We start from the raw sequence: 26,908 nt of genomic DNA, 5'->3' as shown, positions 1-26,908 counted from the left end.
GGATTGCGTCAAGCAAATAAAGATAACTAAGCTGAAGTTAAACCTTCCCTACTAGCGTTGGGGGGTAAGATTCAAAGCCTCTCTCCTTTTAGGAGAGAGGAATGGAAGTGAGGTCAGAGTGTATTGCATACAAACGAGAAGCGCTATAATACCCAATCCCCAATGCCTATCTAGAAAGTAACTGTGCATTTAATGCTTTAGTTATGCGATCGCCAGAAGCTTCTAAGTGAGCTAATGTGTAAATATCAAGGCTTTGACTAACTTGTTTGAGTCTGACATCAATGGCTTTTTGCAGTTGGCGCAATTCATACCAAGCCAATGTCCGCCCATCTTCAGGTGTATTAGTAGTACCCAACATCATCTGTAGTAAAATACTCAGATGTTCCCGTTGCAATGAACGGCGGATGCTAGAAATTGGCTTTGGTTCTCCTAGGGCGAAAACTTCTGTCCAGATGCCTGTTTGCAGAGTGTCTAACAGTTCTGGAATGGAAAGTGCTTGCCCAGGCAGAGTTTTTAATTCTATATCTTGTAAACGATTCAGGCGATCGCTGTCTAATAGCGATCGCAATATCGCACTTTGCAAACTCAAAATGCGATCGTGAATTGGATAATCAAGGCGGTTGTTCGGTGCAGAACTACCCCAGTGTTCCCAACGCGATGGTGCTAGTTGATTGAGCAATTCTGGTGAAAAACTGAAAGCATCCTCAGCAAACACATATTCTTGTAACTTCGTCAATGCCTGACGTTGTTTTAAAAGTGAAACTGGTACAAATGCCCAAGCAGCATCATCACTAGCATGGAGGCGCTGAAAAGATTGTCCACCAATGTACTTAGAAAGCAAGCTGGCATTCCGAAAATAATATTTAAGTACTCCATTAAATCTCAGGCGCAGGTTACTATAGCTTTCCCCTTTCGATAGATAACCCTTATCAAGGCGTTGCCACATAAAACGGGCATTATCCATTTGCCACTGCGAATAAACCAACACATCACTACTCATATCCCAGACATTTGCCAAAGGATTCATGTCCCAGATATCTTCATCAGTTGCATAAGATAATTCTGGTTGAGGCGACGCTAGTGCAATCTGCTCCAAAAAACTTTTTTCTGATTCGGGAATAATCGCCTCAAGTGTTGCTGATGGGTTTTTCTTATAACCATACTCAATTGCCCATTCGTCATAAGGTCCAACAACTCCTGGGAAATAGTCACCTTGCTGTACGCCCTGTGGTGCTATATTCACAGGTAGATAGTCCATCACCGAACCCACTAAACCTTTAGTGTGAGTGATTTCAGTATTATTTAATTCTTCAGGCGCTAACATAGTGCTGCCATGAAAGTTGTGGCGTAAACCCAGAGTGTGCCCGACTTCGTGAGCGATGATAGAACGCAAATATTGATGCACATATTCCTTCATCGTTTCACTACTGGGTGCAGTGTCTGGCAAAATTGACAACGCCAGCGCCCCCATAGCTGCTTGATCTGAGGATTCCATACTATAGCAGAACTCAGAAGAAGATAGAAGATAATTATTAGTATTTGCCTTCTGATTCCTAGCTCCTAGCTCCTGGCTTCCCCAAAGGACTTGACATGGGTTTTTGCCAACTTGGAAAGAGTGTCCATCGAAAGATGAATTTGCTTCCATCAGTGCATGATATTCTTGCTGAACTAAACGCACCATCTTGGCATCTACGATGATATCTGCATCCACTATTTCCCCGGTGAATGGGTTGACGCGCATCGGTCCTCTGGCAAAACCTGCATCTAAAGAATTGAACCAGCGAATAGTGTTGTAATGTACATCTGCTGGTTGCCAATCAGCATCATCTGGCATTTGTTGCACTTCAATGGCATTTTGAAATCCGGCTTTTTCAAATGCTTTGTTCCACATCAAAACGCCTTCACGAATTGCATCGCGGTACTCTAGTGGCACAGCATTTTCAATCCAATACACAATTGGCTTTTTGGGTGGAGATAAGGGGGCGTTAGGATCGGCTGGTTCTAGATGCCAGCGATTGATATAACGTACATAAGATTCGTGAGGATTCTTGTTAGAGAAATCTTGGAAAGCCGTAATAAAATATCCCACTCTGTCATCGGCAAGTCTGGGAATATAACCATTGTTTTCTCTCAACTGAGAAAAACTGTAGTGTACCTTCAGGTTGAGTGCCCTGCTATCGGGTACGGTGACTAAATTCGATCCTTCTAGTGATGAAAAACCGTAAATCGAATCAATTTCTACGTTTTCTGGGAAGCTGTTCATATCGCCAAAATATGACTTACGTGCATCTAAGCGGTAATCAGCCTGCAAAGAGTATTTCAATAGGGTACTTAATCCCGGAAAATCCTGCATTAGCAGTTCATTGAGGTTGATTAAAATATTTTGATTTGTTGGATTAATAGTGATTATATCGAGTGAATAAAGAACTGAGTCGCTAAATGAACGAGCAAGCGATCGCTGTTCTGCTCTACTGTCTGTACGGAATTTAACATTACGCACAACAAAATGCAATCTATTATTTACTCGTCGGAAGTAGAAGAGAAAATCAGAAAGAGGTAATCCACTATAAATCCCACTTTCTCCAACACCCGATTCCAATGTCACTATCGCTAGGTAGTCTTTATTTAGCTGCTCTGGTTTAATTTCTAAGTAAATTTTGCCCGAATCATCACTGCAATAAATTGTGAAGAGTCCTTCTAGTTTATCAATCCGATTAACAGTCCCATTAAATCGGCAAAAATCCTCCTTTCTAATCTCAGTCAGATTATTGTCAACACTTGCCGAGTTTTTCACTGCTGGGAGTGCATTTAATTGCTGCACATCAATATTTGAACTATTTGAAAGTTGGTTTGCTCCTGCATAATCAGTTGGTAAGAACAAGCTACACAATAATACTATACAAATTGCTAATTTCCTTATCCAGTATTTCATCCTTGGGCTTTCCACCTGAAGCAGTTCTCGTGTTACTGAAAAATGTCGAGTAGTTTTTCGTCTGTAATCCCTGCAAATATCTAGAGATTAGGATACAAATCCACTCAGTCAGATAAACAATGCCTCTAATACAGCACAGCAGAAATCCAGCTACCATCTCAATTAACTAGACGAGTTGCTCAACCAACTTGTTAAAGGTAGGCAAACTTCCGCCCCACTGTACTAGCCTAAAAGTCGTATGGCTATTTGATTGTTATTAGTAACTCTTTAGAAATTATCCATTAGGCATTTATGTCTGAAGATAGATAATTTTTAAAACTAAAGATATATGTTTTTTACTTCTATCTGTATTAAAAACCAAATGTAGCATTAAAAATGTATTTAGTGTTACATTTGAGAGCCGAAGAAATCTTAAGCATGATTTATAAACAAAGAGTGAGACTTCTAAGAAAACTGTTCTTTAGCAGCTATAGCGGTTAGCTTATATCTTGCACCAGGCGACTAGAAGTCCCGGCTACACAGACAAAACCCACACTTTGTTTGTATATAGCGGTTCTCGGCCCTTGTGAGGTACAAGAACCCCACCCCCAACCCCCTCCCCGCTCTTCGAGAGGGGGCTTAAGATATACCTCACTAGATTGAGAAACGCTATAGCCGCGATTTCTAATCGCCAGGACTAGGTGCAATATGTGAGTTAGCGGGTGCATCAAGTACATATCAAAACCTCACATCGATCAAGCTGTGCATAGCCTCATCTAATATTTTTCATAACCGAGATATGCCTTTTGTTAGAAGGATAATTAAATTTTTATAGTTAATCTTTATTGGTACTCCAATAAACAAGTTAATTGGCATGATAAATTTGATTTCTAGAATGATTAGTCACATCAGTTGCCTACTTAAAGGACTTCAGGTAAAAAGTTTTTTTGCTGTTGTCCTAGTTGGTTTTCTAATGCTGGCGACGAATGTTGGTTATGGAGACAATGACAAAGCCTTAGGTGAAAGAGTTCGCGAACAGGTACAACAAGATGATTCTCAAAGACCGAAGACAATAGGTGAATGGAATAAAGAAGCTCGGGAAACGGAAGGTTCTCCTGGTGAACGACTTAAAAAGATTGGTGAAGAGTCAGCAGAAGCCTTTAAACAATTTGGATCTGGGTACGTAGAGGGTGCCCAGAAAACTGCTAGTGATGTAGGGGACAGTGCAGCGCAGACAGGCAAAGATATCTCTAACAAAGTTCGGCGCTAAATGTGTTATTACGCTCTGCTATCTGCGAGTACTAATAACTTTTCGCCGATAGCCGATAAATGATATAGCGTTTATCTGTCGAATTGAGGTACAGCAACCCCACCCCCAGCCCCCTCCCCGCAAACGATAGGGGGCTATGATTGCAAAACTCTGCCCATTGTCTTACGGACGACATCAGTTATGTAACATTTATATTTATTTATACCGGATTAGTTCATTTTCTACAAGAGAATATGTATATTTTTTTACTAAATAACCAATAATTGAAGAGCAGCTAAGTAACTGTTGAATAACTGTTTGAAAACATGAAACAATGAGGAGATAGCTAAGACGGTAAAGAAAAAAAGCAGATAGATAATTAGCGACATGAAGCAATCTAAGAGTACGAGAAAGCGGGGACTTGTCCTAACGATCGCTGGGCTAAAGCGTTTACAAGCGGCGATTCTGGCTATGGAAAAGGCACAAAATAGTGGCGCTCACTTCACTCTAGAAGATTTAGGCGATCGCATGAATGTCTCTACCAAAACTCTAAACCGATTATGGTCGTTGAATACAGGCGTAGATCAAAAAACCCTGAAATTGTGCTTTAGTGCCTTTAACCTAGAATTAAATAGAGAAGACTATGCAATCCTGAGTGAACCGAATTATACTGAAAAGTCTCTAACTCTCTCGCTGAGTTTAGACAGCGGATCTCCGTCTTTATTCTTAGATTCATTTGCTACTCAACACCATGATCCACTCGAAAATCTTTGGTCATACCCAGATGGTCCCGTACCCCTAGATTCCCCCTTCTATGTCGAACGTCCCCCCATTGAGGAACTAGTTTATCGAGAAGTAATTCAAGCAGGTAGTGTGATTCGGATTCGAGCGCCAAGAGAGATGGGTAAAACTTCTCTTGTATTGCGGCTGTTAGCCTTTGCCCAGATGCAAGGTTATAGTACGGTAAACCTGAATTGCAACCAAATCGATTCTAGTTGTCTGACAGACTTAAACAAGCTTTTGCGTAGTCTTTGCTGGCAAATTGCCACAGAATTAGGCATTAACCCCAAGCTAGATGACAAATGGGATCAGGAAATAGGGTGTAAGTTGAGTTGCAGTGTATATTTGCAATCTTATTTGCTCAAGCAGAGTAAAAATCCAGTAGTTTTAGTGTTAAATGAGGTTGACCGCTTTTTTGAATATCCTCAAATTGCTCAGGAGTTCTTTAGTTTGTTGCGCTCTTGGTATGAGGAAGCACGACAAGATACTAACTGGCAGAAACTGAGGCTAGTGGTGGTTTACTCCACAGAAGTATATGTGTCGCTGGATATCAACCGCTCCCCATTTAATATTGGACTACCGATCCATCTGCCAGAATTTACTGAGTGCCAAGTAGAATACTTAGCCCAACGGCATGGGCTAGACTGGACTTCTAGTAAGGAAGTTAAGCAACTAATGTCTCTTCTGGGGGGACATCCAGCACTGATTCGCATTGCTATGTATTATCTCTGCTGTCAAAAAATCACCTTAGAAAAACTGATACAAGATGCGATCGCTAACGGCGGTATTTATCGTTATCATTTATGGCGACACTGGGCAATCCTGCAAGAAAATCCCAGTTTGGTAAAAACATACGTTGAAGTTGTGGGCGCAAAACAAAGCATTCTGATCAATCCCATCGACGCTCATAAGCTCGAAAGCTTGGGGTTGATCGCTTATGAAGGCGATCGCATCTTACCACGTTGCGAACTCTACCGTGCTTACTTTAAAAAACAACTAGGCGTTGCTGAACTTGAATATAAATCATTACAAAAACGTGCTTGATAAAAACTATCAGATACTCTTTCTCTCGCGCCCACCATATCCTCAAAACTAATTTGACAAAATACTAGCTGACCAATAAAGCTGATAATCCTCGATATAAAATATTCCATTATTGCAAGACATTTTGAAAAGGAAGTAATAATCTCCTGGCTCCCAGATACTAAATTCTTGCTCCTGTTGTTGAGCATTAACTGTTGAACCACCATTAGGAATACTCATATTAGCAATTTGTGTTCCATTCTGCGCTTTCATCAAAAAAACTTCCAGCAGGCAGAAACCCTGTAGTTCAGCACAATAACGAATTTTGAAACGGATTTTTCCACCATTCCGTAGGGTCTTTTGAATAGCAAAATTTTCGGTTTGAATGGAATTACCAGACAGATGAATATCTTTACCTTGTGTTAATATCAGGCATTGCCTTTGATTGAATGAACTCATGATTTTTTCTCCTCAAAAAAAATGGAGTGTATTGAGATAATTGCATTGTTGAAAACGGTTTGTGAGTGTCACAGTTGAATTTTCTCGCCATCGCCAATAAAATGCAATGACAGATAAGACAGTTAAGAAGATAGTTAAAAAGTAAATTATGATAGGCGATCGCAATCTAAACTTGGCTATTGCTTCTTGACGAGACGCTCTGCGAATGTGTTTACATGAATCCTCCGATAACGGGCGTCTATCCACCATCAAAGAATGATTAATACAAGCCGGAAACGACCTATTTTGCTAAATGCATACCAGCAAAGACGGCGATTTATCGCGTCTCTTGCCTTAACCGAACCGTATTGAGAGATACCTGACTTTCAATTCTCATAAATCAAATAGGAATATTTTCTTCTCAGTCAACAGCAGAAAATAAGAAGGAGCCTCCAAGAGAGTTCTATTTTTCTCTGAATACAGCAAAAATTATTCATGCAACAACAAAAATTCACTCAGATAATTGTAAATTTTTGTAAATTTGATGTCTTCAAGACTAGAAACCTGATATCTAGATAGCTAAACTAACAAACAGTGCATCTGTACTGTTAATTATTAAAACGTAGATTTGGCGCTATAGCCTTAATGATCCCAGTACAACTTATCCTCAAAAACTTCCTCAGTTACCGTGATGCAACTTTAGATTTTAGCGGTTTGCATACGGCTTGTATTTGTGGTTCCAATGGTGCGGGTAAATCCTCCCTTTTAGAAGCAATCACTTGGGCAATTTGGGGTGAAAGCCGCGCTACTGCTGAAGATGATGTGATCTATTCTGGTGCTAAAGAGGTTCGGGTTGATTTTACTTTCCAAAGTAACCAGCAAAAATATCGGGTGATTCGCACCCGAATTCGGGCAGCGACTAGCGTCCTCGAATTTCAAATAGAAATACCATCGGGGTTTCGCTCACTCACTGGCAAAGGGGTAAGAGCGACACAGGATTTGATTATAGAACACATCAAGCTCGATTATGATACTTTTATTAATTCTGCCTACTTGCGTCAAGGTCGTGCAGATGAATTCATGCTCAAGCGCCCCACGGAACGCAAAGAAATTTTAGCGGAGTTGTTGAAACTCAATCAGTATGATGATTTGGAAGAACGGGCAAAGGAATCTTCTCGTCAGTTTAAAGCACAGGCAGTAGAGCTAGAGCGTTCTTTGGAGTCGATAAAAATTCAGCTGCAACAACGGGAGACAACCCAAGCCCAAAGAGTGGAGTTAGAAGCTGAACTCAACCAACTGCAACAAGTGCAAGCTTTTGATAATATTCAATTACAAAGTTTGCAAGTTGTCTGGCATCAGCGCCAAAATTGGGAACAACAACTCAATTTTGTCAAGCAGCAATACCAAAATCTTACCCAAGATTGCGATCGCCTCCAACAAGAACAATCAGCTATTGGCTCTCAGCTAGCAGATTTAGAAAAAATATTACACCAAGAAGCTGAGATTAAAGCTGGATACGCCCAATATCAAAGTCTCCAATCTCAAGAAGAAGCTTTTGCTGTCAAGTTTGAAGAATACACCCGCGCTGGGCAGACTCGCCAACAAAAGCAACAACAGCTTACCAAACAAATTCACGAAATCGAACGGCAATTACAACAAGCCCAAGCCCAAATCGAAGCTTTACAGCAACAAGAGCGAGACATTCAGCAAACTCTCACCAAATCAGGTGAAGTAGAAGCGGCTTTGTCACAACTGGCCGCAGCACGTCACCATGTTGCTCGTTTAGATCAACTACAAATGCAAGTTACTCCCTTGTTGCAACAACGAGCAACTTTACAAAGCCAACTCGATCGCACTCATGCTGGTTTAGTAGCGCGACTCGAACAACTGCAAAGTACTGAGAACCAATTGCAACACCAGCAGCGCCGCCAACCGCAACTGCAACAAGCGGTGATGGATGTGGGAATCCAGATTGAGGAATTGGAGAAAAAGCGGGTTTATCTGCAACGAGTCCAAGAAAAAGGGCAAGAAAGGCGGCACTTTATTGAACGTCTGCAAGCTCATCAACGGGATTATCAAAAACAGCTGGGAGAATTAGAGCAAAAATTGCAAATGCTCCAAAATCCTGAAGCACTTTGTCCATTATGTGAGCGTCCTTTAGACGAACATCACTGGAGTCGGGTGGTGGAAAAAACCCAGGCTGAGTTAGAAGATACTCAAGGGCAGTCTTGGGTACTGCGGGAACAATTGGCTGTGTCAGACAAAGAAATTCAAACACTCAGGCAGGAATATCGCGATATATCCCAACAATTGGCGGGCTACGATGGTTTACGCGAACAACGGGGACAGTTGGCAGCCCAGTTAGAAGCGACAACTGATGTGCAACAGCAGTTACAACAAATTGCTGCCGAAAAACAGCATTTAGAGCGATCGCTCCAAGCAGGTGATTACGCTCCCGATAAACAAGCCGAACTCCGGCAGTTAGAGCAATATCTGCAACAAGCTAATTATAATGAACAAGATCACGCCCTCGCCCGCAGCGAAGTTGAACGGTGGCGCTGGGCAGAAATTAAACAGGGGCAAATTAAAGATGCGACTAAGCGACAAGGACAACTATTAGCCCGAAAACCAGAACTACAATCCCAAATTGCTCAATTACAAGCCAGAATCCAGCAGGATCAGACTGATTCTGAATGTGCTAAACAAATCGCGGCTCTTGAGCGTCACATTGCCGAAATTGGCTACAGTTCCGAGCAGCACAATAATCTGCGTATGGCTGTAAAGAAAGCTCAATCTTGGCATTTGCGATATCAACAACTCCTATCGGCACAGCAGCATTATCCGCAACTCCAGACGAGATTGCAAGAGTTAGAGGAGTCTAGAAGCGCCAGATTAACCGAGCGGCAAAAACTCTCTGGACAAATCGAAAGTATTATCCAGCAACTACAAGCAACAGCTAACCCATCTGCCCAAATTCAAGCTCTAGAGCAACAGCTAGCAATCCGTAGACGGCAACTCGATGAGCAAATAGCCAAGTTGGGGCGTTTAGAACAGCTGGCGCATCAACTGGAAACGCTGCAAATTCAGTATGATCAACAACAGCAGCAATTACAATCTTGCAAGCAAGAATATCGTGTTTATCAGGAATTAGCGCAAGCTTTTGGTAAAAATGGTATCCAAGCACTGATGATTGAGAATGTGTTACCGCAACTCGAAGCCGAGACAAATCAACTACTTTCGCGGTTGAGTGGTAATCAGTTTCATGTACAATTTATTACTCAAAAAGCTGGACGCAGCGCGAAATCAACCAAGAAAAATGCCAAGTTGATAGACACCTTAGATATTTTAATCGCCGATTCTAGAGGAACACGAGCTTATGAAACTTACTCTGGTGGTGAAGCCTTTAGAATTAACTTTGCCATCCGTTTGGCTTTGGCGAAATTATTAGCGCAACGGGCGGGGGCGGCGTTGCAATTGTTGATTGTGGATGAAGGTTTTGGTACACAGGATGCCGAAGGATGCGATCGCTTGATTGCCGCAATTAATGCGATCTCCTCGGATTTTGCCTGCATCCTCACCGTCACCCACATGCCCCACCTCAAAGAAGCTTTCCAAGCTAGAATTGAAGTCAATAAAACTCAGGAAGGTTCGCAGTTGAGTTTGTCAATTTAATCAAATCTTCCCAGTCCCTAATCCCCAATCCCTAATTCAATTGTATTTTACCCGTGCATCAAGACCTAATGAGCGGAGCTTTTTCGTTAGGGTTTCGGCTTGGGTGCGATCGCTAAATGCTCCAGCATTCACATAATCCCCTAAACCGGATTGCTCCGGGACAGCATTGGGTATATATTGCTGCACCTTACCCAGAGTATCATTATTAGAAATTGGCACTATTACTCTGTAAGGATTATTAGCAACTAATGTATTGCCATTGCTAACAGGTACTACATAGTCATTATTAGGAGGTAATACATAGCGATTATTCTCAGCTAATACATCACCATTATTCTCCGTATAATTACTTACACTTGAGATATTCAACCCTAATGCTTGCAAAGTTGGCGAATCTACATTTCCAGTAGAATTAAGTCCGGAAGATTGCTGGAATGCAATCAGAGATTGTCTAGTGTAATCACTGAAAAAGCCATCAGGATTGGCATTAGAGAAGCCCAACTGCGACAAACGCTCTTGAACTAATCTAACATTCTCTCCGCGATCGCCTACAGTTAGATAATTTCTGCCTGGTTGTTGAGCAGTATATCCCGTGGTGTAGGCTCTACGCACTGAGTCCAAAACTTGGGCATTGGCAATGCCATCAACAGGTAGGCGATAATTTCGCTGGAATGCCATTACAGCTTCTCTAGTCATTGGGCCAATATGCCCAGTGGGATTAGTCTTAAAATAACCTAGCTGCCGCAAACGCACTTGGAGTTCTCTCACTTGTTGATTAGAGAGACTCGATCTCGCTGGAGTCGGAGAGGAACCCATGAGTGTATTCCAAGTTTGTCGATTCACAATCCCATTGGCAGGTAGGCGATAATTTCGCTGGAATGCAATTACAGCATCTTTAGTAATTTTTCCAAAAATCCCAGTGGCATTAGCATTAAAGTAGCCTAACTGCCGTAAACGCTGTTGCAAGCTAGTCACGGCTGCACCAGTTTTGCCTTGAGAGAGAGTAGGATATTGAGCAACTGGCGATGCCTGCGGTGGGCTGCGCCTACGCAATCTGCCAGTGGTATTCCTACTAAAAGTTCTACTCTGACACGCTCGTTGCAAGGCTTGTTCAGTACTAGCACCCACAACTCCATCAGCAGTTATTCTATTGGCTTGCTGAAATTTGATCACAGCATTCTGAGTCAAGCTAGCAAACTTGCCACTTACCGGGCCGTTAAAGTAGCCTAACTTTTTTAAACATCTCTGACTACTGCTAACTTCAGTCCCATTACTTCCTATTTTCTGAAGTGCTAAAGCTTGCCCAGCAATACTCAGAAGCCCCATAGTTAGTGCCACAGGCAAAAGACGCATCGCCGCACCGCTAGATAACTTTTTCCAATTTAAAAATTTGAAATTGGCTCCGGCAGGAAAAAGCTTGACACTTTCGGATGCCTCGGATGCTAAGGCTAGCTCAGTTAAATAGCTATTTACCCTTGTTTTCACTTGCTTTTTTCAAGTTATGGCTATGCAAGATTATACCACTTTCTCTGTATTTTACTTATTTTTAGTATGATTCTTTACAAGAAATTTGCCAAGGGAATTATGATACACAAGCTTCTGTAGGGGGAATAATAAGCAATGTAAAGCTTTGAAGGCTTGTTTTCGATTTGCCTGAGAAAATTTTTGCTATATCCATTTGGGTTTCGAGGATGAGCAACGCAGACAAATAGTAAATTTAGTCTTCCATTGAACTGCGGATAATATTCAAGCTAATGTTCCACGGTATTTATGATATTCGCTTAGTCTTATTTTCCATTGCGTAGGCGTAGCCCGTCGTAGACATCGCCATGCTTACGGCTTACACCACACTTGATCTAGCTATAAGAGTCACAGACACTAAATCACCCGAAAGGTGGCCGTGGCTGCTAGGCGGAGCGATCGCTATGGGAATCGGCATTTGGGCAATGCATTTTATTGCTATGCTGGCCTTCAGTCTGCCGATTCCCATTAACTATGACTGGTTAATAGTTTTGATTTCGGTGCTACCTGCAATTTTCGCCTCTGGATTAGCCCTATCGTACCTATGCTGAGAACCTCCGGCTAAAAGCCGGGGGATGAAAGCTATTTGCCTGATTGATCAGGCATTTTGATTTTAATTGCTTTTTTGATTCTCAATGTATTTTCTCACAACTTCTGTACTCGCTGCACCAGTAGAAGCAACAAAGTAACTAGGACTCCAGAGGGAAGGAAGTTTTTTTAGGTGTGGAAACTCCTTTCTTAGATGATGTGATGCCCTGCCTTTAATCCATCTTGCCACATCAGCAGGGGATTCATGTGTTGGGACATTGAGAAAACAGTGAACATGGTCAGGCATTATTTCTAAGGCGATAAGTCTCCACCCATGCTCAACTACTAACTCTAATATAATTTCTTGCAAACGCTGTGCTACTTCTTTTATTAGCACAGCTTTTCGCCGTTTAGGAACAAATACAAAATGGTAGTTTAGAGACGAAACTGAACCGCTTGTGCGCCTGTATTCATAGTCTGATGCTGATAGTTTAGCCATTAATTAACTGTTGTTGACTTCTGTCCTGGCAACAACTATAGTAAAACATACAGGAGGTAAAAACAAGTGTATAAAACCTGTTCAGTTAGAGCTAAATTTAATGATGAAGAAACAGCCTTTTGGTTGAATCAGTGTGAGAATGCTAACAGCTTGATAAATTGTGCATTGTACGAAACCAAGAAAATTCATTACGCTAAGTTACAAGAAAATGGTAATACTTTTACTACTTATTGGCGTGGCGATGACTTCCGTGGTGGTTGGAAAACTTATAGATGCAGCACAACTTACCCAGAATTAGATTTAATTCTTAAGCAGAATGTCCATTACAAAGCAATGGCGGCTCAATCTGCACCACAAACATTAAAGTCGGTTGGTGAGTCAATTACAGCTTATAACGGACTGGTAAAAGCTTACTACAACGGTGAGGTGGATAAACCATCTTTACCAAAATATCGTCAGAAGGGAGGTCTAGCTGCTGTTACGTTTCCGCGTCAGGCTCTAAATTTTAATGAGGGATATTTCAAGCCTTCAATCAGTAAAGAAAGTAAACCAGAATTACTGACTGAGATTAGATTATATCTCCCAGAATTTATAGATTCAACTTGGGTTAAGGAAGTAACAATACGACCAAATTTTGGTCAATTATGGATTGACTGGGTAACAGAAATTTATCTAGGGGAACTCTTATAATTAATCAATATCTATCAGGAACATTATCCTGAACCAGTTCTTGCAGTTCAAGCAAAAGTAGAGTCTATTGATTTACCATTTTTGCTAGAAGATTTACCTAAATTGCTCCAATCAATCCAAGCCGGAGCGCAGCGTATTAAAAATATTGTGGAATCACTACGTAACTTCTCTCGTCTAGACGAGGCACAATTGAAAGCTGTGGATATCCACGAAGGGCTTAATTCTACACTGCTGATTCTTCAAAACCGTATTAGTTACGCGCCCAACAATAGACCAGAAATTATTGTAATTAAAGAATATGGTAATTTACCCCTAGTCAATTGCTATCCCGGACAGTTAAATCAAGTATTTTTCAACATCATTGCAAATGCCATTGATGTGTTAGAAGAAAAGCTGATTAGCTTAAAATCACACTCCAATTTTACACCTTTAATTCGGATTAGAACAACAGTTCATCAAGTCGGTTGGATTAACATTAAAATTTTTGACAATGGTTATGGCATTAATGAAGATATGCAAAATAAAATATATGATCCTTTTTTCACAACTAAACCAGTTGGAAAAGGAACTGGTTTAGGGTTATCAATTAGCTATCAGATTGTCGTTAAAACACATAGTGGTAAGCTCAACTGTATTTCGGCAAAGGGGCAAGGAACTACTTTTCAAATTGAGCTTCCAATTGATGTATTGATCAATACTTCCTCTTTTCTGGGAAAGCAATCTCAACTAGCTATATAGCGGTTCTCGTTCACGTGAGTAGGGGCAATTCATGAATTGCCCCTACACCTTGCGATATAATTTTGTACCGCATCTGAGTGGGAACCGCTATAAATGAAGCTATTGAGTAGACAAATCCCATTAGTGGTGTTGGCTGTGGTTTAGAAGTTTCACCTCCAGCCCAACATGGCAAACCAACTAATCGAAATAGCCAAGGAAATCCGATTTGGCGGGTACGGGGCGATAAAGCCCATTTACGGACACTGGTATACGCAGACGCGCACCGGGCGCATTGAAAAAATTTGCAAAATGCATCCCGAACCGTTTATCGAAATTCATCCCGGTGATGCTGCTCGCTTAGATATTGTAGATAATCAGGATGTAGAAGTGCGATCGCGTCGGGGTAAAGCGAAGTTTCCTGCTAAAGTGACAAAGGCGATCGCACCTGGTACAGTTTTTGTCCCCATGCACTGGGGTTCACTGTGGGCAGACAATGCCGAAGCTAACGCCCTCACCCATCCAGAATCGTGCCCCAATTCCCTACAACCAGAATTAAAAGTCTGTGCAGTGCAGTTGATAGCAATTTCTGTGGAAGTTACAATCAAAAACCATCAACTCCAGTCCTCACAATGGTAAACTGCAAAGTGTACCGATAAACTGGTAATTTATAACCAGCAATAGGTAATTTAGTCAATAATCAATAGTCAATAGTTCGTATCATTTTTTATGACTCTCTAATTTTGACTGTTATCAACTACTATATCTAAAGATGCTAAATCTCTAGTAACAAGAGGTTTGACTAGCGTCAATTTTCCCTATGGATAAAGAATAATCAAAGATGTAGAAAACTTACAAAGTATCAGCAAGTAATCTTTTTTTAATCCTCTAGATTTATCTATGGGATTTTCTTTTATTTTACAATCGGGTGCAGCATTATGAAAAAGCTACTAAGGCAAATTCTAGGAGCTACCAAAGATGAGAACTTCATGCACATCATCGAAAACATAGAAGTGCTAGTTTCTAAAGCTCTATCTATTTTCATGGTAATTGTAATTTTGGTAGCGATCACAGATTTAGGAATCTTTATTTTTAAAGAATTATTTACAGTGCCTTATGGTGAGTTTAACGCAACCTTGTATAAGATTTTCGGTTTATTCTTAAATATTTTAATCGCCTTAGAGATTTTAGAAAATATTACAGCCTATTTGCGAAAACACGTTTTTCAGGTTGAATTAGTTATTGTTACATCTTTAATCGCTGTTGCCAGAAAAATTATTATTCTTGATTTACAAAAAGTTGGAGGTCTTGATCTAATTGGTCTGGGTATAGCTATTCTTGCCCTATCAATTAGTTATTTGATAATTCGGATGAGTAATTCCAAAGAGGCAAGTTAAAATAATTGGTAATGACGCTCTTTACGAAACGCTTGCTTCTGTGCATGAGTACAGGGACACGAGAAAGCGTGACGCGAAGGTAATTCAGTTTTGTAATGGGGATTTAGACCCCGCCACAAATTTACCACTTTTCCCATTACTCCCCATTCTCACCCATCAATTTTGGGTTTGTCGAGCAATGACAGATTTCTTTCAATTTGAAGCAGACTTTGTTGATTCCCTGCGTTGCATCCCCATGCAGGCGCGTTGCAAATTAGATACCTGTGGCATCAAGCTAAAATTGTCTGATTGGAATCAAATGACTACAGCCGAGCGTCAAGCTTTAGTCAAATTACCTTGCACTACAGAAACGGAAATTCAGTCTTACCGCGAGCATATCCAGCAGTTAATTACACAACGCACGGGTATACCAGCAACAAAATTGCCCATTGAGCCTCATCCGGCATGGCTAGACTCTGCCACGGTACCACTTAGCCTTCAGGAAAAAGCTCAAGAAATAGGTGTAACCCTGACACAGCAGCATTGGGCAGCTTTAACGCCCTTACAGCGTTTTGCCTTGATTAAACTCAGCCGCCCAGGACATGAAAATGAAAACTTTAAGAGAGCGATCGCAGAATTTAATCTGCTTTAATAGTCAATAGTCATTAACAGAACAAATCATTAGAGCGCATTAAACTTTGTTAACTTGCCAACATGAAATGATACACTACAGCACAGCTAGTGCTGTGATGGATCAAAAATACTCACTTATGCTAAAGCCTAACGTAGCTGACTCTAATATTAATAAATTAATACTTACTTTATCAAGACTTACGGAAACAATAGCCAAAATCCAGTTTTTCATATAGGGGCAATTCATGAATTGCCTCTACTATCTACTCCCCTTTCTTAAGAGAATTATCAGTGTCAAAAACAACTGACAACAGACGACTGAAAATTATATATTTTTGGAATAGAACTAAATGCAGTAAAAACTACTCTTTGCTGATAACTTGCCTTGCGTTTAATTTGCAGCTAGGATGTCAAAAGTACAGCATCGATACAATCTGATTTATCCACCTAACAAGCCAGGTTTATGACAAACTCTCAGTAGATGGAATACTTATTTACATTAGGTGAAACAATTTGAGATTTTGCATCTACAATTTTAAATTTCTTAGCAGGAAGTGAAGCTATAGTGGATTTAGCAATGCTGCTGTTAATGTGGCTAAGGTTAGTCCTGCTGCCAAGTTATGTGAATAATTAGTTTAGAAACGCACTCTAACTCGATGACAGGCAAAAACGCAAGACATAATGCATTTCTGCGGCTAGTGTCTGGTAATGGGGCAGCTTTTGGAGCAGAATCTCGCTACTCGCTGTCCCCCAGTAAAGAGATGGTAATTGGACGCGACCCCAGCTGCCAAGTTGTCTTGGATGCCATGATGTACCGAATGGTATCTCGTCGTCATGCGGTGGTTCGTCCCCTCTCTCTATCCCCAGATAGCAAATTTAGCTGGGTGCTTTGTGACTTGAATAGTGCTAATGGCACTTATTTGAATGGACAACGCTTGTATGAATGTCAGGAATTGCACCCAGGCGATCGCATTTCTCTAGGTGCTGATGGGCCGCAATACGTTTTTGAGTACGAGTTTACCTCATTTACTCCAGCGACCACAGTCAACCAAGTTACACCATTACCTTCGGCGACGAACTACCACAACCACACCCAATTAAAGCAGCCAGATTCCGTTAGTTTCACCCAGCTTTTTCCGATTATTTCCACTGGTAAAGATTTAACTCGTAAAGCTTACCTGATACCGGGAATACTGACTGTAATCTTTGTAGTGCTGATGTTTGCTACAGTCGGCCAGCCACAAGCTAACCAAGTGATCGTGGCAACTTACATCGCCTTCGCTGCCTACTATTTTGTTTACCAACTTTGCGGGAAACAGAAGCCTTGGTGGGTGCTAATGGCCGCGGCATTGGGTACGATAATGATTTTGCTCAGTCCGCTATTAGATATATTTATCTTCGTGTTTCGCGGCCTTCTGCCTGGAAGCTTGCCCACACCCCAAGAATCTATCACCTTCACAGAGTTGCTGGTGCGGATGTTTTTTGGCGCTGGCTTGATGGAGGAATTACTCAAGGCATTGCCTGTACTAGGGGCTTTTGCCATCGGTAGAATGTTGTCTTCACCTTGGCGGGAACGCATAGGTGTTTGGGAACCTCTAGATGGTATTCTCCTGGGAACGGCTTCTGCTGTGGGCTTCACTCTCTTAGAAACTCTCGGACAATATGTGCCAGATATCACTCAAAATGTCACGCAACAGGTGGGTATAGGCGCTGCTGGTCAGCTGGCGGGTTTACAACTGCTAATTCCGCGAATTCTCGGCTCTGTAGCCGGACACATGGCTTATAGCGGCTATCTGGGTTATTTTATCGGCTTGGCTGTTCTTAAACCCAGTAGAAGTTGGCAAATTCTTTCTATTGGTTATCTTAGTGCCGCCGCGCTCCACGCTCTGTGGAATGCTACAGGATCAATCAATGCCTTGCTGTTGGTAGTTGTTGGGGTGTTATCTTACGCCTTTTTGATGGCAGCAATTCTCAAGGCACGGGCGCTGTCACCGACGCGATCGCAAAATTTTGCTACCCGATTTATTGGGCCAAAATAGGAGCAGGGGGAGATGAGGGAGATGAATTAATAACCAATGCCCAATACCCACTTGCCCTGAGCGGAGCCGTACCACTTCGTGGAAGCAAGCTACGCGTAGCGTCTCGTAGAGAAGGGATGCCCAATGCCCCATTCCCCATTCATATTTCAGACTCAGACTTATTGAGTTGAGTGAAAGCATAGGAAGCGATCGCTAAACTAACCTTTGCTTTCTCTACTTCTGATAAAGCTGTCCACTCGCTATTTTGAAGATTACTGATGGCAGATGCCGCGTTTTGCGATTCGCTACTTCGCATAGCGTAAGCGAAAGGACGAGCCAAAACTAAAAGATCCTCTGTTCCCCAACTTGGTAGTACTGTCTGAACACACTCAACCAGTTGCTCACTGATTAATTGGCGAGCAGCAAATATTTCCGCAGCTTTCGTGGCGATGGCGTTGAGCAATACTTGGGGGATACAGGTGGAAAAACTATTACGTAATGTTTCTTGAAGATTAAGCACTACTGTCTGTTGTCGGTTGTCATTATATTCTGGTGTAGAAGTAATGTCAGACCAAAGTGTGTCTAGGCGGCTATAAAAATCTGGCGATCGCCTCATCAGTTCTTCCTCTTCCAAATCTGGCATTCCGAACTGTTGTTCTAGTTCCTGAAAATAAGCTTCTGATTCCTCATCACCTGGATTCCAGGGATAGGTAGCATCCTCTGGTTCTAGTAACGCTTCTAATAACTCTAAATCTACTTGAGATGGCAAAGATGAGAAAGTGTCTGAGCCGTTAATTTTATTAGCCATATTTTCTTACCTAACGATTATTTGCTGGTATTGACAACTACAATTTCTTGGAGGATATTTCCGCAAAATATGTTGATTTTTTCTCTGGAAAAAACAGATTTTAAAAGCTGATGCTTAACATTCAAAATCTATTTATGCAATAGTTCTGCTAGGAATCTTCAATAATAAACTCCCAGATTTCACCTCTAGCACTTCCAAACTTTAACTGCATTCCCGATTTCAATGGGACTTCCTCTCGGAGGATTTGTTGCCAACCATTAGGGCCTAAAAACCAGGTTGTCCCGTAGGTGGAAAAATCTTGCAAGTAATAAGTTCGCACCAATGTAGCATCAGTCAGAGTATTACGGCAGAAGATTTCGGCGTGGCGTTTGGATACAGATGGTTCGGGGATGACAATATCATTATCTTTCGTGCGACCGATGCGGGTAACTCCATAACGCAGTGGCCAGGTTTTACCTTTTGGGGCGAGGGATCGTAAACTTGCAGTGGGAAGCGAGGAACCGATATCAGGAATGGCTGTATCTGGTAGTTCAGTAATGCCTTCATCCAGATTTTTAATCAGTTCGCCATTAAAATCTGGATGCAGGTAGAGAACAGGCAAAGTCCAAGCAGGTTGATTAAATTTATACAGTGTTAACAACTCTTGTCTAGCTAGTGCTACGGCTTCATCAATTGCTTTGTGCGATCGCAAAGCTTCGGTAAAAGCTTGAATAAAACTGTGGCTTTCGCGATCGGCAATTTCATCGCGCATCCCTAAAACAGCAGGCACGCCATGACGAATCAGTACTTCTGCTAAACTACTGGCGGGGATAGCTTGATGATTGATCGCAGCTGGTTGTGCGCCCCAACAGGCGTTGAAAACCGCTAGTTTCACACCTGTACGGGTCAATACTTGGGCTAATTCTATGCCATTTAGGGGCATATCTGGTCGCAAAAACAGTAACCCCCCATCTGGGTCTGGTAAACCATGTCCAGCATAAAAGAAAACATTGTATGCTTTGGTTTCTAATTCATCAATCAACTCCTGGGGAGTTGGTTGTAGGAGTTGATTCACTACACAAGGTGCATATCTTTGAGAATTACCACCCACAGTATCTGCAAGAGTTTGCTGTAAAATCACAGCTTCTTGTTCCAGTTGCAGCTTGTCATCATGACCTAAAACCAGCAGAATACTTAAAGCTTGGTCAGTTCGCAAATACGGTAGGGGGTCAACTTCAGTGCTGGTGCGACTAAATAGCAAATCTTGAGAAAGGGACATAGCCGATTGACCAGGTTCACGCTGCATAATTTCCCAAGGGAAAGCGATGAGATCCGGGTCGCGAATTTCTAGTCGAAAGCGCAAACGTGTATGCTGACCCATCGCAATCCCACGACTGCGTTCCAGACTACCGAGAATTTGTCCGTCAAATACCCAGCGCCATAAATTCATTCCCAAGTATTGCATCAGACGGCTGCTGTAGGGTCCAGTGGTTTGACCTGAAGGGGTTGAAAGCCAATCTATGGGCAATGGCTTGGCTGTTTGAGATGTTGAGTTTGAGGAGATATCTAGGGGACTATGACCAGCAAACATCTGCTGCCATTCTTGCCAGACTTGGGTCAGTTCAACAGGCAATACACAATCACGTAAAACGTAGCCACTGGGATAGGGAGCCTTAACCACCCAAATGGCGAAGTTATCAGTGCCAGTATTTAGGAGACGGGCGATCGCCAAATTCAGGGATGGCATGGATTCATAAAACTAAAAGCTAAAAACAAATAATTTCAAATAAAAATTCTTCAAGGTGAAAATTTTCGATTTTTTTGACCTTGTAAATTTTTTACTCTAATTGTTACCTGTTATTATTCCAGGTTTTTACAAGTTTATCGAGTATTTGATTCAGTTGGACTGATGACAGGTGCAGGTGATTGAGTCGCTGGCGCTTGTGTAACAGTTTTACATGGATTTGGTGCATCTGGTGGTAAAACAGAAAAGCTCAAATTGTTTAGTTTGGAGGAGTCTAGCAATACTTTTGCTGGCAAAGATTTTGGACTTGGTGGAACTGAGGTAGTTACTGCTGGTTTATTAGTATTAGCTGAACTTTGTGTGCTTTTATCAGTACATACTCGCATAAGCACTAAAAAATTCTCAGGTTCCGGTTGGGGATTTAATTTTTTCTCAAGAACTTCTAAATAAGTCCCACCGGGAAGTAATTGGTTGTTTACCGAGGATATTTCCTTGTTGGTTATAATTACCGAACGAGGAGAAAGGTTAGCAAGCGATCGCGGTGTAGGTGTATTTTCGATGGTAGGGTTGGAAGTTACTGAGGGATTCGACACATCGGGACTTGAAGTAGATCCCATTGTCAGGTACTTTACGAACAATCCGATAGAACCTGCTACTAGCACCAATATTAACGGAACTATCCACTGTAGCGGTAACTCGGAAGTTTTGGCTTTGACCGGCTCCTTTTCAGGAATCACCTGAGTTTTCTGGTTAGAGCTACCTAAAACTGTCGCATCTGTCGCTCTGGATGCCAAATCAACAGTTTTCGATGAATGACTCTCTGGAATGAAGGCTTTAATGGTGATTTCTGGTTCCCAGTATTGGACTTGATAGTGAACTAAAGCGACGGTGACATTATCGTGTCCATTTTTAGTATTAGCAATTTCGATTAATCTATCCGCAACATTTACTATATTTGCTTCCGCAACTAGAATCGGCAAGATTTCTGTTTCCCAGTACTCCTCCACCCGATCAAAATCACTCAAACCATCGGATGTGAGCAGAAAAACACAATCTTCATCGAGCATAAACCGTCCCGATGTGGGATGCAATGAAGTGCTCGGTCCCATGCCCAAAGCCTGAACGAGAGAGCCAGCAGCACTTTGTTGCACAGCCTCGCGGTAAATAGCATAACCTAGGCGCACTTCGCGGGAGGCAACATCATCATCAAGGGTAACTTGATAACAGCCGTGGCGTGTAATCCAGTAGGCACGACTATCGCCGACGTGGGTAATGTACATTTCATGAGCAACAGGCAATGCCATAACTAAAGTCGTGCCCATACGCTGCCGCCCTTGGCGGTTTTCAACGTCATTGCGTTGACTAATTTTGTCATTGGCCATGGCCACTGCCTTGTCTAGGTCATTCAGCAACAATGAGGGGTCGATGTGGTCGTAGGGAACTTTTGTTAGTTGCTGTACCTGTTGCTGAATCGTTTCAATGGCTAAATTTGAGGCAACATTGCCGCCCTCATGTCCACCGATGCCATCACAGACAATTGCTAAGGCTGTGGGCTGGGGTGGTTTGCTCACCAGAGTTCCACCGGGAGGGCTACAGGCATCTTCGTTGCGTTGGCGACTTGGGCCGGTGTCAGTTTTGGTGATAATTTGGATACTGGGTGTTTGCGATCGCCCTAATTGGGCTAGTCCCTGATCTAAAACTCCGATTAATTGGTCAGTGGAATTAATCTCTCCCTGAATTAAGGAAAGGCTAACGCGATCGACAAATTCAGTTATGGCTGGTTTGGCATCACCGATCAACTGCTGCCAAAATTCACCTAATTGAGGCAATTCTGGTGATGTTACAGCATCGAAACGCAAATCCAACAAACGTACTAATGAGCCTTCTACCCGTAATACGTAAGAGTCAAGTAAGCTAGAGGCGACACCTTCACTCGCCAGAGGTTGCCACAAATGAGCTATTTGCCACAACCAATTGAGTTGGCGCATTGATGTCGCATCACGCCAAGCGGTGGTTAACTCGCTGCCCAAATGTACTTGTTGGATAGTTTCATCTATTAATAACGGCGGTTTTTCTAAGAGTAATATTTCTTGATGGGAGGGTCCATCAGCTACAAAAATCACTCCATATACCTGCGGTACGTGTAAACGGTAGGGAATGAGTCTCAGGTAAGCTTTGAGAGGCTGTAAATTATCTAACTCAGGCGTTAGGGCTAATAAACCAGGCTTCGTATCTAAAAGAAGAAATTTATCAAGGACTAAATAGCGATCGGCCAATATTTCTCCAGGGCTACCCACACTTGGGGCATCTACCACAGCCCAGAGGTAATTTTTGGGTAGGGGCGTGGAACAGCGCTGGCAAAACTTGTGAGTCAGGGGATTGGCAGCCTGACAATTTTCGTTTGGACAGTACAGCGTTGCCGCGTCATTTTCCATAGTTTTCGCACCGATCAGCGATTGGCAATTTCTTTAACAGCATTAGTAGGGACAATCTAGACCGCTCATCTTTCTTAAACTTGACATACCCAGACTTTAGATGATGATTTTAGCTGGTGGATATCAGCAGGTGCTAATACTTAACTTATCTAAAGAATATGCTCCTAACTCAACCCCACAGCCTCATCATAGCTTCTATTGCCCTGTGGCTCTCCATCACCAAAGCAACTAACTCCAACCCTGTTACCAAAGCATAACCCAAGCATAACTGCACGATTTGCTTTTGCTGAATTATCCCATCATCAAGAGGCAGATAATGTTGGTATTTGTTTAGTTTATAAATAGGATAGCAACAATTAACTTTAATTAAGAATTAAGATAAGGCGATGTGCAACTTAATATTCTGTCCATTCTCCTAAAAGGAGAGAGGCTGGGAATTTTCCCCCTTCCCGACGCGGGAAGGGGATTAGGTTTTTCGTGGGCTTTTTCAGATGACCTGAATTGTCCAAAGGGTTCAGCAGTCCCCTACCAACTTATTTGCTTATTGTTTGTCGTCAATGGCAACTTGGGGGACTCCCATACTGTAGTTGGTAACACGGGCAGAAAGATTGTAGCTGATTTCGCCGAGTTGCAGGAGCGATCGCAGATAATGTTCTAAGTCTGACCCAACGCGGCGCAGGTTATAGTCTGTGAGGTCTGCGCCACTAGATGCTTCTACTAGTTCATCAAATTTTCGATAAACTTTTTGCAGGGCATCTTCATTCCAATTAAATTCGTTATCTGGGTCAATATCTAATGTTAAGACTTGTTGACTAGGAACCAGTTCGCCATCTCGGTCAATTTCTCCTGCAAAAATGCGGACATGCCGGGTTGTGGACTTGAGCAGCATCGGATTATCCATAAAAGTGTGTAAGATTTGGGTGGATTACACTGAAATTATTGTAAACGCTATATCTGAGCTTGAATGCTCTCAATTTACAAGCTTTGAACGCAGTTTCAAAAGGGTATATTGAATGGGCATAAGTAAAAATATCACCTGTACTGATTATCTTGCTACTTCTGTTATGAGTTGAAGATATATTTAGCTGCTAGTACTGACAGTAGTCCAATTATTTTTCTGTAAAAGTTAGTGGATTAAGTATTTTCTTTTCGTGTACTAATCTTACCTACCGCTAAAATTTTTGTATCCATAAACCCCAAAAGACAGTAGGGAAGGCATTCGACAGGAATAATTTGATCTGTATACATTTTTTTATGGAGAACAAAAGTTTTAACAATAATAATTGTGCCGATCAATTTATCCTGAATTTTCTATTGCAAAAAACGTACATCAAGTAATTTCACTGAATAGTGCTACATCGACTGCTGGCTTTAATAAACTCAAAAAAGTTAAGCGATTTTACTTACGTATAAACACCAAAATTAGAGTAGCAAGTCAAACGGTTGTTGACGTTAACATAAAGTTGAGGTAAAAACCTTTAAAAAGGTTGAACAACTTCTTACAGAAACTTTATTGTGTAGAATCTTAAAAACTGAATAATAGTTATGGCTTACCATAAACTACATCTGGCACAAAAACATCAAAATCTAGATAGGGAAAATTTAGCTTGTAAATAAAACACAGGAGAGTGAAATGGAATACAAAGGTGATTGATGAAGAAAAATTCTTAATTCAAGCACTTTGGATTCAAAAGAGATATAAAGAATTTTTGCTGGACATCTACCTCCTTACCCTCATGACAACCAAGTAAAGGAATCTCAATAGCTATGAACTCCAAAGCATTACCACGCCAGATAAATAATCTCGAAGTAGGTGTTTATGAGTGCGAAATCCATCTCAAATTCCGGTTGATTGAGGAAAAGAGTTTATTGAGCGATCGCGAGCAGCTCTTACAGGTGCTACTTGATGCTTTAACCGAAGGTTCTGATGACTTTCTGGAGACGCTACAAGCGTCTGTTAAAGCGCAGGAAGTATCTGAGTTTAAAGCCTCACCTCAAATGCGACGACAGCTAATGCGCTTGCGTAATGTTGCTGAAAATTCCACAACTTAAAGGTGTAATTTAAGTTGTGAAAAACGTGAATTGGGCATTAAATCAAATGTTGATCTCATACCCCCATTGCCATAAAAACTAAGCAGCAAGCAAGTAGAATTCATAAAATATTGTGATTTCTACTTTGTGAAAGTCTTATTTAGCAGCCCAAAGTCCCAGGAACAGTTTCCGCTATTAAAAACTTTGTAGCAAAGGGTACTGGTAGAATCTCAGAGCAAATTCAGCCGGGTGCATTTTACCGAGTTTTTATCAAAACATTGCAGGAAGAACAAAATCCTGTGTCTTTACAGATGGGGAATTGGACAACAGGTGCGAATCAAATGAAAACCAAAAAGACCAAAGTAAAAATAAATAACCTTCCCTTTAGCTTTTTGCTTTAGCTAAGTGCCTGATTTGCTGAAATACTTATGTTTTATCTATTACTGGTAATAGGTGAATGGCACTAAGAAAAGCCTAAAGGCTTGTGTCGCCTCGTTCCAGTCTTAAGACTGTGAATGTATTCTGAGAGGGCTGCTACCTCTCGTCAATAAAGATGAGGCTCCGCCTCTCAAGATGGGTTAAGAGCCTCCAGACTCTTAACCCATCTTGAGCAAGGGTTGTATCTTAAACTTAGTGCCATTCGGTAATAGGTCGTGGTTAAGCAGCCAGTTACCTATTACCTAAACGCCCCGCTACCGTTAACGGAACTGTTTTGCCCAATGCCCAATACTTCTCTTCTTAGGCTGCGCCAACGGCAACTCTTGGAGACGCTACGCGTAGCAAGATCCCCAGAGGGGTACGCTCAGTACAAGTGCCCAATACCTATTTAGCAAGACCGTGTTCTAAAGCAAAACGAACTAACTCTGTACGGCTATTAGTGCCAGTTTTACTAAATAAACGGCTGACGTATTTTTCTACATTGCGGACGCTGGTTTCCAAGCGACGGGCGATTTCTTTGTTCATCAACCCTTCTGCGACCAAGTTTAAAACACTTTGTTCTCTGGGAGTCAAATCAATTTTGAAAGGGGCTGGCGATTGGGAAATGGCATTTCTTTGAGTTAACAATGCCTTAATTTGGGCAATCTGATTGGCGAGTTCAGCAAGATCAGGGGTTTCAGCGTCATCTCCGGTACTTGCGGACTTAGCGGCACGGCGGGCTAGCAAATTTTCGACTATAGCCACTAACTCATCTGGATCAAAGGGTTTGGGTAGATATGCATCAACACCAGCATGATAGCCTTGGATGCGATCGCCTGTCATACCCTTAGCAGTTAAAAATACTACCGGGAGTGCTTGGAAGCGAGGGTCTTCCCGCAGTTGCTTAAGGAACTGATAGCCATCCACCTGGGGCATCATGACATCGGAAATCACTAAGTCAGGTGTATTCATTTGCATCCATTCCCAACCTTCAAGGGCGTTACTGGCGACTTGAACGCTGAAACCGCTCTCCTGCAAATAGTCTTTCACGGCTTCCCGTATCCCTGGTTCATCATCCACCAGTAACAATTGTGCTGACATTTAAAATTCCCTTAAGTTTTCCTTTTTCCAATTTAGCGAAAGTTGACAGGCATTGATCAGGAGTTAAGAGTTAGTGGAAATTTATCGCCAGGGAAAAGGAAGTGCTACTGTCGCAAAATCAGTTATTGGAGCTGTAGACTATCAGGCTGCTGAATATCCTTTAGCACACCATAGTCAAAACAGCCTGAAACCCTTAACATTATGGTTGTTTTTTAGTGGCTCAGGTCGGAGTTGAACCAACGACCCCAGGCTTATGAGTCCCGTGCTCTAACCAACTGAGCTACTGAGCCATGCTTTTCCAAATCATCTACTAATATAGCATACAAATTGGCTCAAGACTA

Annotated in this window: 20 protein-coding genes, 1 tRNA gene and 1 pseudogene; 12 read left to right on the top strand and 10 right to left on the bottom strand. The window is 41.9% G+C overall.

Annotated features, from left to right (window positions below; all coding sequences use genetic code 11):
* Positions 1-166: 166 nt before the first annotated feature.
* Positions 167-2,932, bottom strand: coding sequence for a zinc-dependent metalloprotease (locus V7K97_RS13685; protein WP_334801581.1), 2,766 nt, complete (start codon positions 2,930-2,932; stop codon positions 167-169).
* 853 nt (positions 2,933-3,785) lie between these two features.
* Here V7K97_RS13685 and V7K97_RS13680 point away from each other — a divergent pair.
* Together V7K97_RS13680 and V7K97_RS13675 are read left to right on the top strand one after the other, a co-directional pair.
* Positions 3,786-4,181, top strand: coding sequence for a hypothetical protein (locus tag V7K97_RS13680; RefSeq protein ID WP_334801580.1), 396 nt, complete (start codon positions 3,786-3,788; stop codon positions 4,179-4,181).
* 366 nt (positions 4,182-4,547) lie between these two features.
* The gene (locus V7K97_RS13675; protein WP_334801579.1) at positions 4,548-5,984 is read left to right on the top strand and encodes an AAA-like domain-containing protein; all 1,437 of its coding nucleotides are present in this window, start codon (positions 4,548-4,550) and stop codon (positions 5,982-5,984) included.
* 48 nt (positions 5,985-6,032) lie between these two features.
* On the opposite strand, the gene V7K97_RS13670 is transcribed toward V7K97_RS13675, so the two are convergent.
* Positions 6,033-6,422, bottom strand: coding sequence for a hypothetical protein (locus tag V7K97_RS13670; protein WP_334801578.1), 390 nt, complete (start codon positions 6,420-6,422; stop codon positions 6,033-6,035).
* 624 nt (positions 6,423-7,046) lie between these two features.
* Between V7K97_RS13670 and V7K97_RS13665 the strand changes: the two genes are divergently transcribed.
* Positions 7,047-10,073 (top strand): SMC family ATPase, encoded by a 3,027-nt coding sequence (locus V7K97_RS13665; RefSeq protein WP_334801577.1) that lies wholly within the window; start codon positions 7,047-7,049, stop codon positions 10,071-10,073.
* 36 nt (positions 10,074-10,109) lie between these two features.
* Here the strand turns inward: V7K97_RS13665 and V7K97_RS13660 are convergent, their stop codons facing one another.
* Complete coding sequence (locus V7K97_RS13660; protein WP_334801576.1) at positions 10,110-11,558, bottom strand: peptidoglycan-binding domain-containing protein; 1,449 nt, start codon at positions 11,556-11,558, stop codon at positions 10,110-10,112.
* A 344-nt stretch (positions 11,559-11,902) separates the two neighbouring features.
* Between V7K97_RS13660 and V7K97_RS13655 the strand changes: the two genes are divergently transcribed.
* Entirely contained in the window at positions 11,903-12,145 is a 243-nt protein-coding gene (locus V7K97_RS13655; RefSeq protein ID WP_334801575.1) for an MHYT domain-containing protein, read from the top strand.
* A gap of 62 nt (positions 12,146-12,207) precedes the next feature.
* Here V7K97_RS13655 and tnpA read toward each other — a convergent pair whose 3' ends face one another.
* A complete protein-coding gene (gene tnpA / locus V7K97_RS13650) occupies positions 12,208-12,621 on the bottom strand; it encodes an IS200/IS605 family transposase (protein ID WP_334801574.1) in 414 nt (137 codons plus the stop codon).
* A 66-nt stretch (positions 12,622-12,687) separates the two neighbouring features.
* On the opposite strand from tnpA, the gene V7K97_RS32035 reads away from it, so the two are divergent.
* From V7K97_RS32035 to V7K97_RS13625, 6 genes and pseudogenes are all read left to right on the top strand, one after another.
* Positions 12,688-13,311: a hypothetical protein gene (locus V7K97_RS32035; protein WP_442936827.1), complete on the top strand. Its 624-nt coding sequence runs from the start codon at positions 12,688-12,690 to the stop codon at positions 13,309-13,311.
* A gap of 81 nt (positions 13,312-13,392) precedes the next feature.
* A complete protein-coding gene (locus tag V7K97_RS32030; RefSeq protein WP_442936826.1) occupies positions 13,393-14,049 on the top strand; it encodes a sensor histidine kinase in 657 nt (218 codons plus the stop codon).
* Positions 14,050-14,280: 231 nt separating this feature from the next.
* Positions 14,281-14,664 (top strand): annotated as a pseudogene (locus V7K97_RS13640) (molybdopterin dinucleotide binding domain-containing protein); the annotation flags it as partial.
* Between the two features lie 299 nt (positions 14,665-14,963).
* Complete coding sequence (locus tag V7K97_RS13635; protein WP_334801573.1) at positions 14,964-15,422, top strand: phosphate-starvation-inducible PsiE family protein; 459 nt, start codon at positions 14,964-14,966, stop codon at positions 15,420-15,422.
* Positions 15,423-15,600: 178 nt separating this feature from the next.
* The gene (locus V7K97_RS13630; protein WP_334801572.1) at positions 15,601-16,053 is read left to right on the top strand and encodes a nitrate reductase associated protein; all 453 of its coding nucleotides are present in this window, start codon (positions 15,601-15,603) and stop codon (positions 16,051-16,053) included.
* Positions 16,054-16,690: 637 nt separating this feature from the next.
* Positions 16,691-18,073: a PrsW family glutamic-type intramembrane protease gene (locus V7K97_RS13625; RefSeq protein ID WP_334801571.1), complete on the top strand. Its 1,383-nt coding sequence runs from the start codon at positions 16,691-16,693 to the stop codon at positions 18,071-18,073.
* Between the two features lie 139 nt (positions 18,074-18,212).
* On the opposite strand, the gene V7K97_RS13620 is transcribed toward V7K97_RS13625, so the two are convergent.
* The 4 genes from V7K97_RS13620 to V7K97_RS13605 form a co-directional block, all read right to left on the bottom strand.
* Entirely contained in the window at positions 18,213-18,860 is a 648-nt protein-coding gene (locus V7K97_RS13620; RefSeq protein WP_334801570.1) for a hypothetical protein, read from the bottom strand.
* A gap of 148 nt (positions 18,861-19,008) precedes the next feature.
* Positions 19,009-20,586 carry a CHAT domain-containing protein gene (locus V7K97_RS13615; protein WP_334801569.1) on the bottom strand — a complete coding sequence of 526 codons (1,578 nt, stop codon included), beginning with the start codon at positions 20,584-20,586 and terminating at the stop codon, positions 19,009-19,011.
* Positions 20,587-20,720: 134 nt separating this feature from the next.
* Complete coding sequence (locus V7K97_RS13610) at positions 20,721-23,018, bottom strand: protein phosphatase 2C domain-containing protein (RefSeq protein ID WP_334801568.1); 2,298 nt, start codon at positions 23,016-23,018, stop codon at positions 20,721-20,723.
* Positions 23,019-23,559: 541 nt separating this feature from the next.
* A complete protein-coding gene (locus V7K97_RS13605) occupies positions 23,560-23,919 on the bottom strand; it encodes an NAD(P)H-quinone oxidoreductase subunit M (protein WP_229459698.1) in 360 nt (119 codons plus the stop codon).
* An 866-nt stretch (positions 23,920-24,785) separates the two neighbouring features.
* Here V7K97_RS13605 and V7K97_RS13600 point away from each other — a divergent pair.
* Entirely contained in the window at positions 24,786-25,070 is a 285-nt protein-coding gene (locus V7K97_RS13600; RefSeq protein WP_334801567.1) for an Npun_R1517 family heterocyst differentiation transcriptional regulator, read from the top strand.
* A gap of 801 nt (positions 25,071-25,871) precedes the next feature.
* Here the strand turns inward: V7K97_RS13600 and V7K97_RS13595 are convergent.
* Positions 25,872-26,567, bottom strand: coding sequence for a response regulator transcription factor (locus V7K97_RS13595; protein ID WP_334801566.1), 696 nt, complete (start codon positions 26,565-26,567; stop codon positions 25,872-25,874).
* 73 nt (positions 26,568-26,640) lie between these two features.
* On the opposite strand from V7K97_RS13595, the gene V7K97_RS13590 reads away from it, so the two are divergent.
* Complete coding sequence (locus tag V7K97_RS13590; RefSeq protein WP_334801565.1) at positions 26,641-26,802, top strand: hypothetical protein; 162 nt, start codon at positions 26,641-26,643, stop codon at positions 26,800-26,802.
* Here V7K97_RS13590 and V7K97_RS13585 read toward each other — a convergent pair.
* Positions 26,784-26,857, bottom strand: a tRNA-Met gene (locus V7K97_RS13585). The genes V7K97_RS13590 and V7K97_RS13585 overlap by 19 nt on opposite strands.
* Positions 26,858-26,908 lie beyond the last annotated feature (51 nt).

This window comes from Nostoc sp., from assembly GCF_036917815.1.
Classification (GTDB): Bacteria; Cyanobacteriota; Cyanobacteriia; order Cyanobacteriales; family Nostocaceae; genus Nostoc.
Note: the sequence above shows the minus strand (reverse complement) of the source record. Positions and strands in the feature narration are given on the sequence as shown.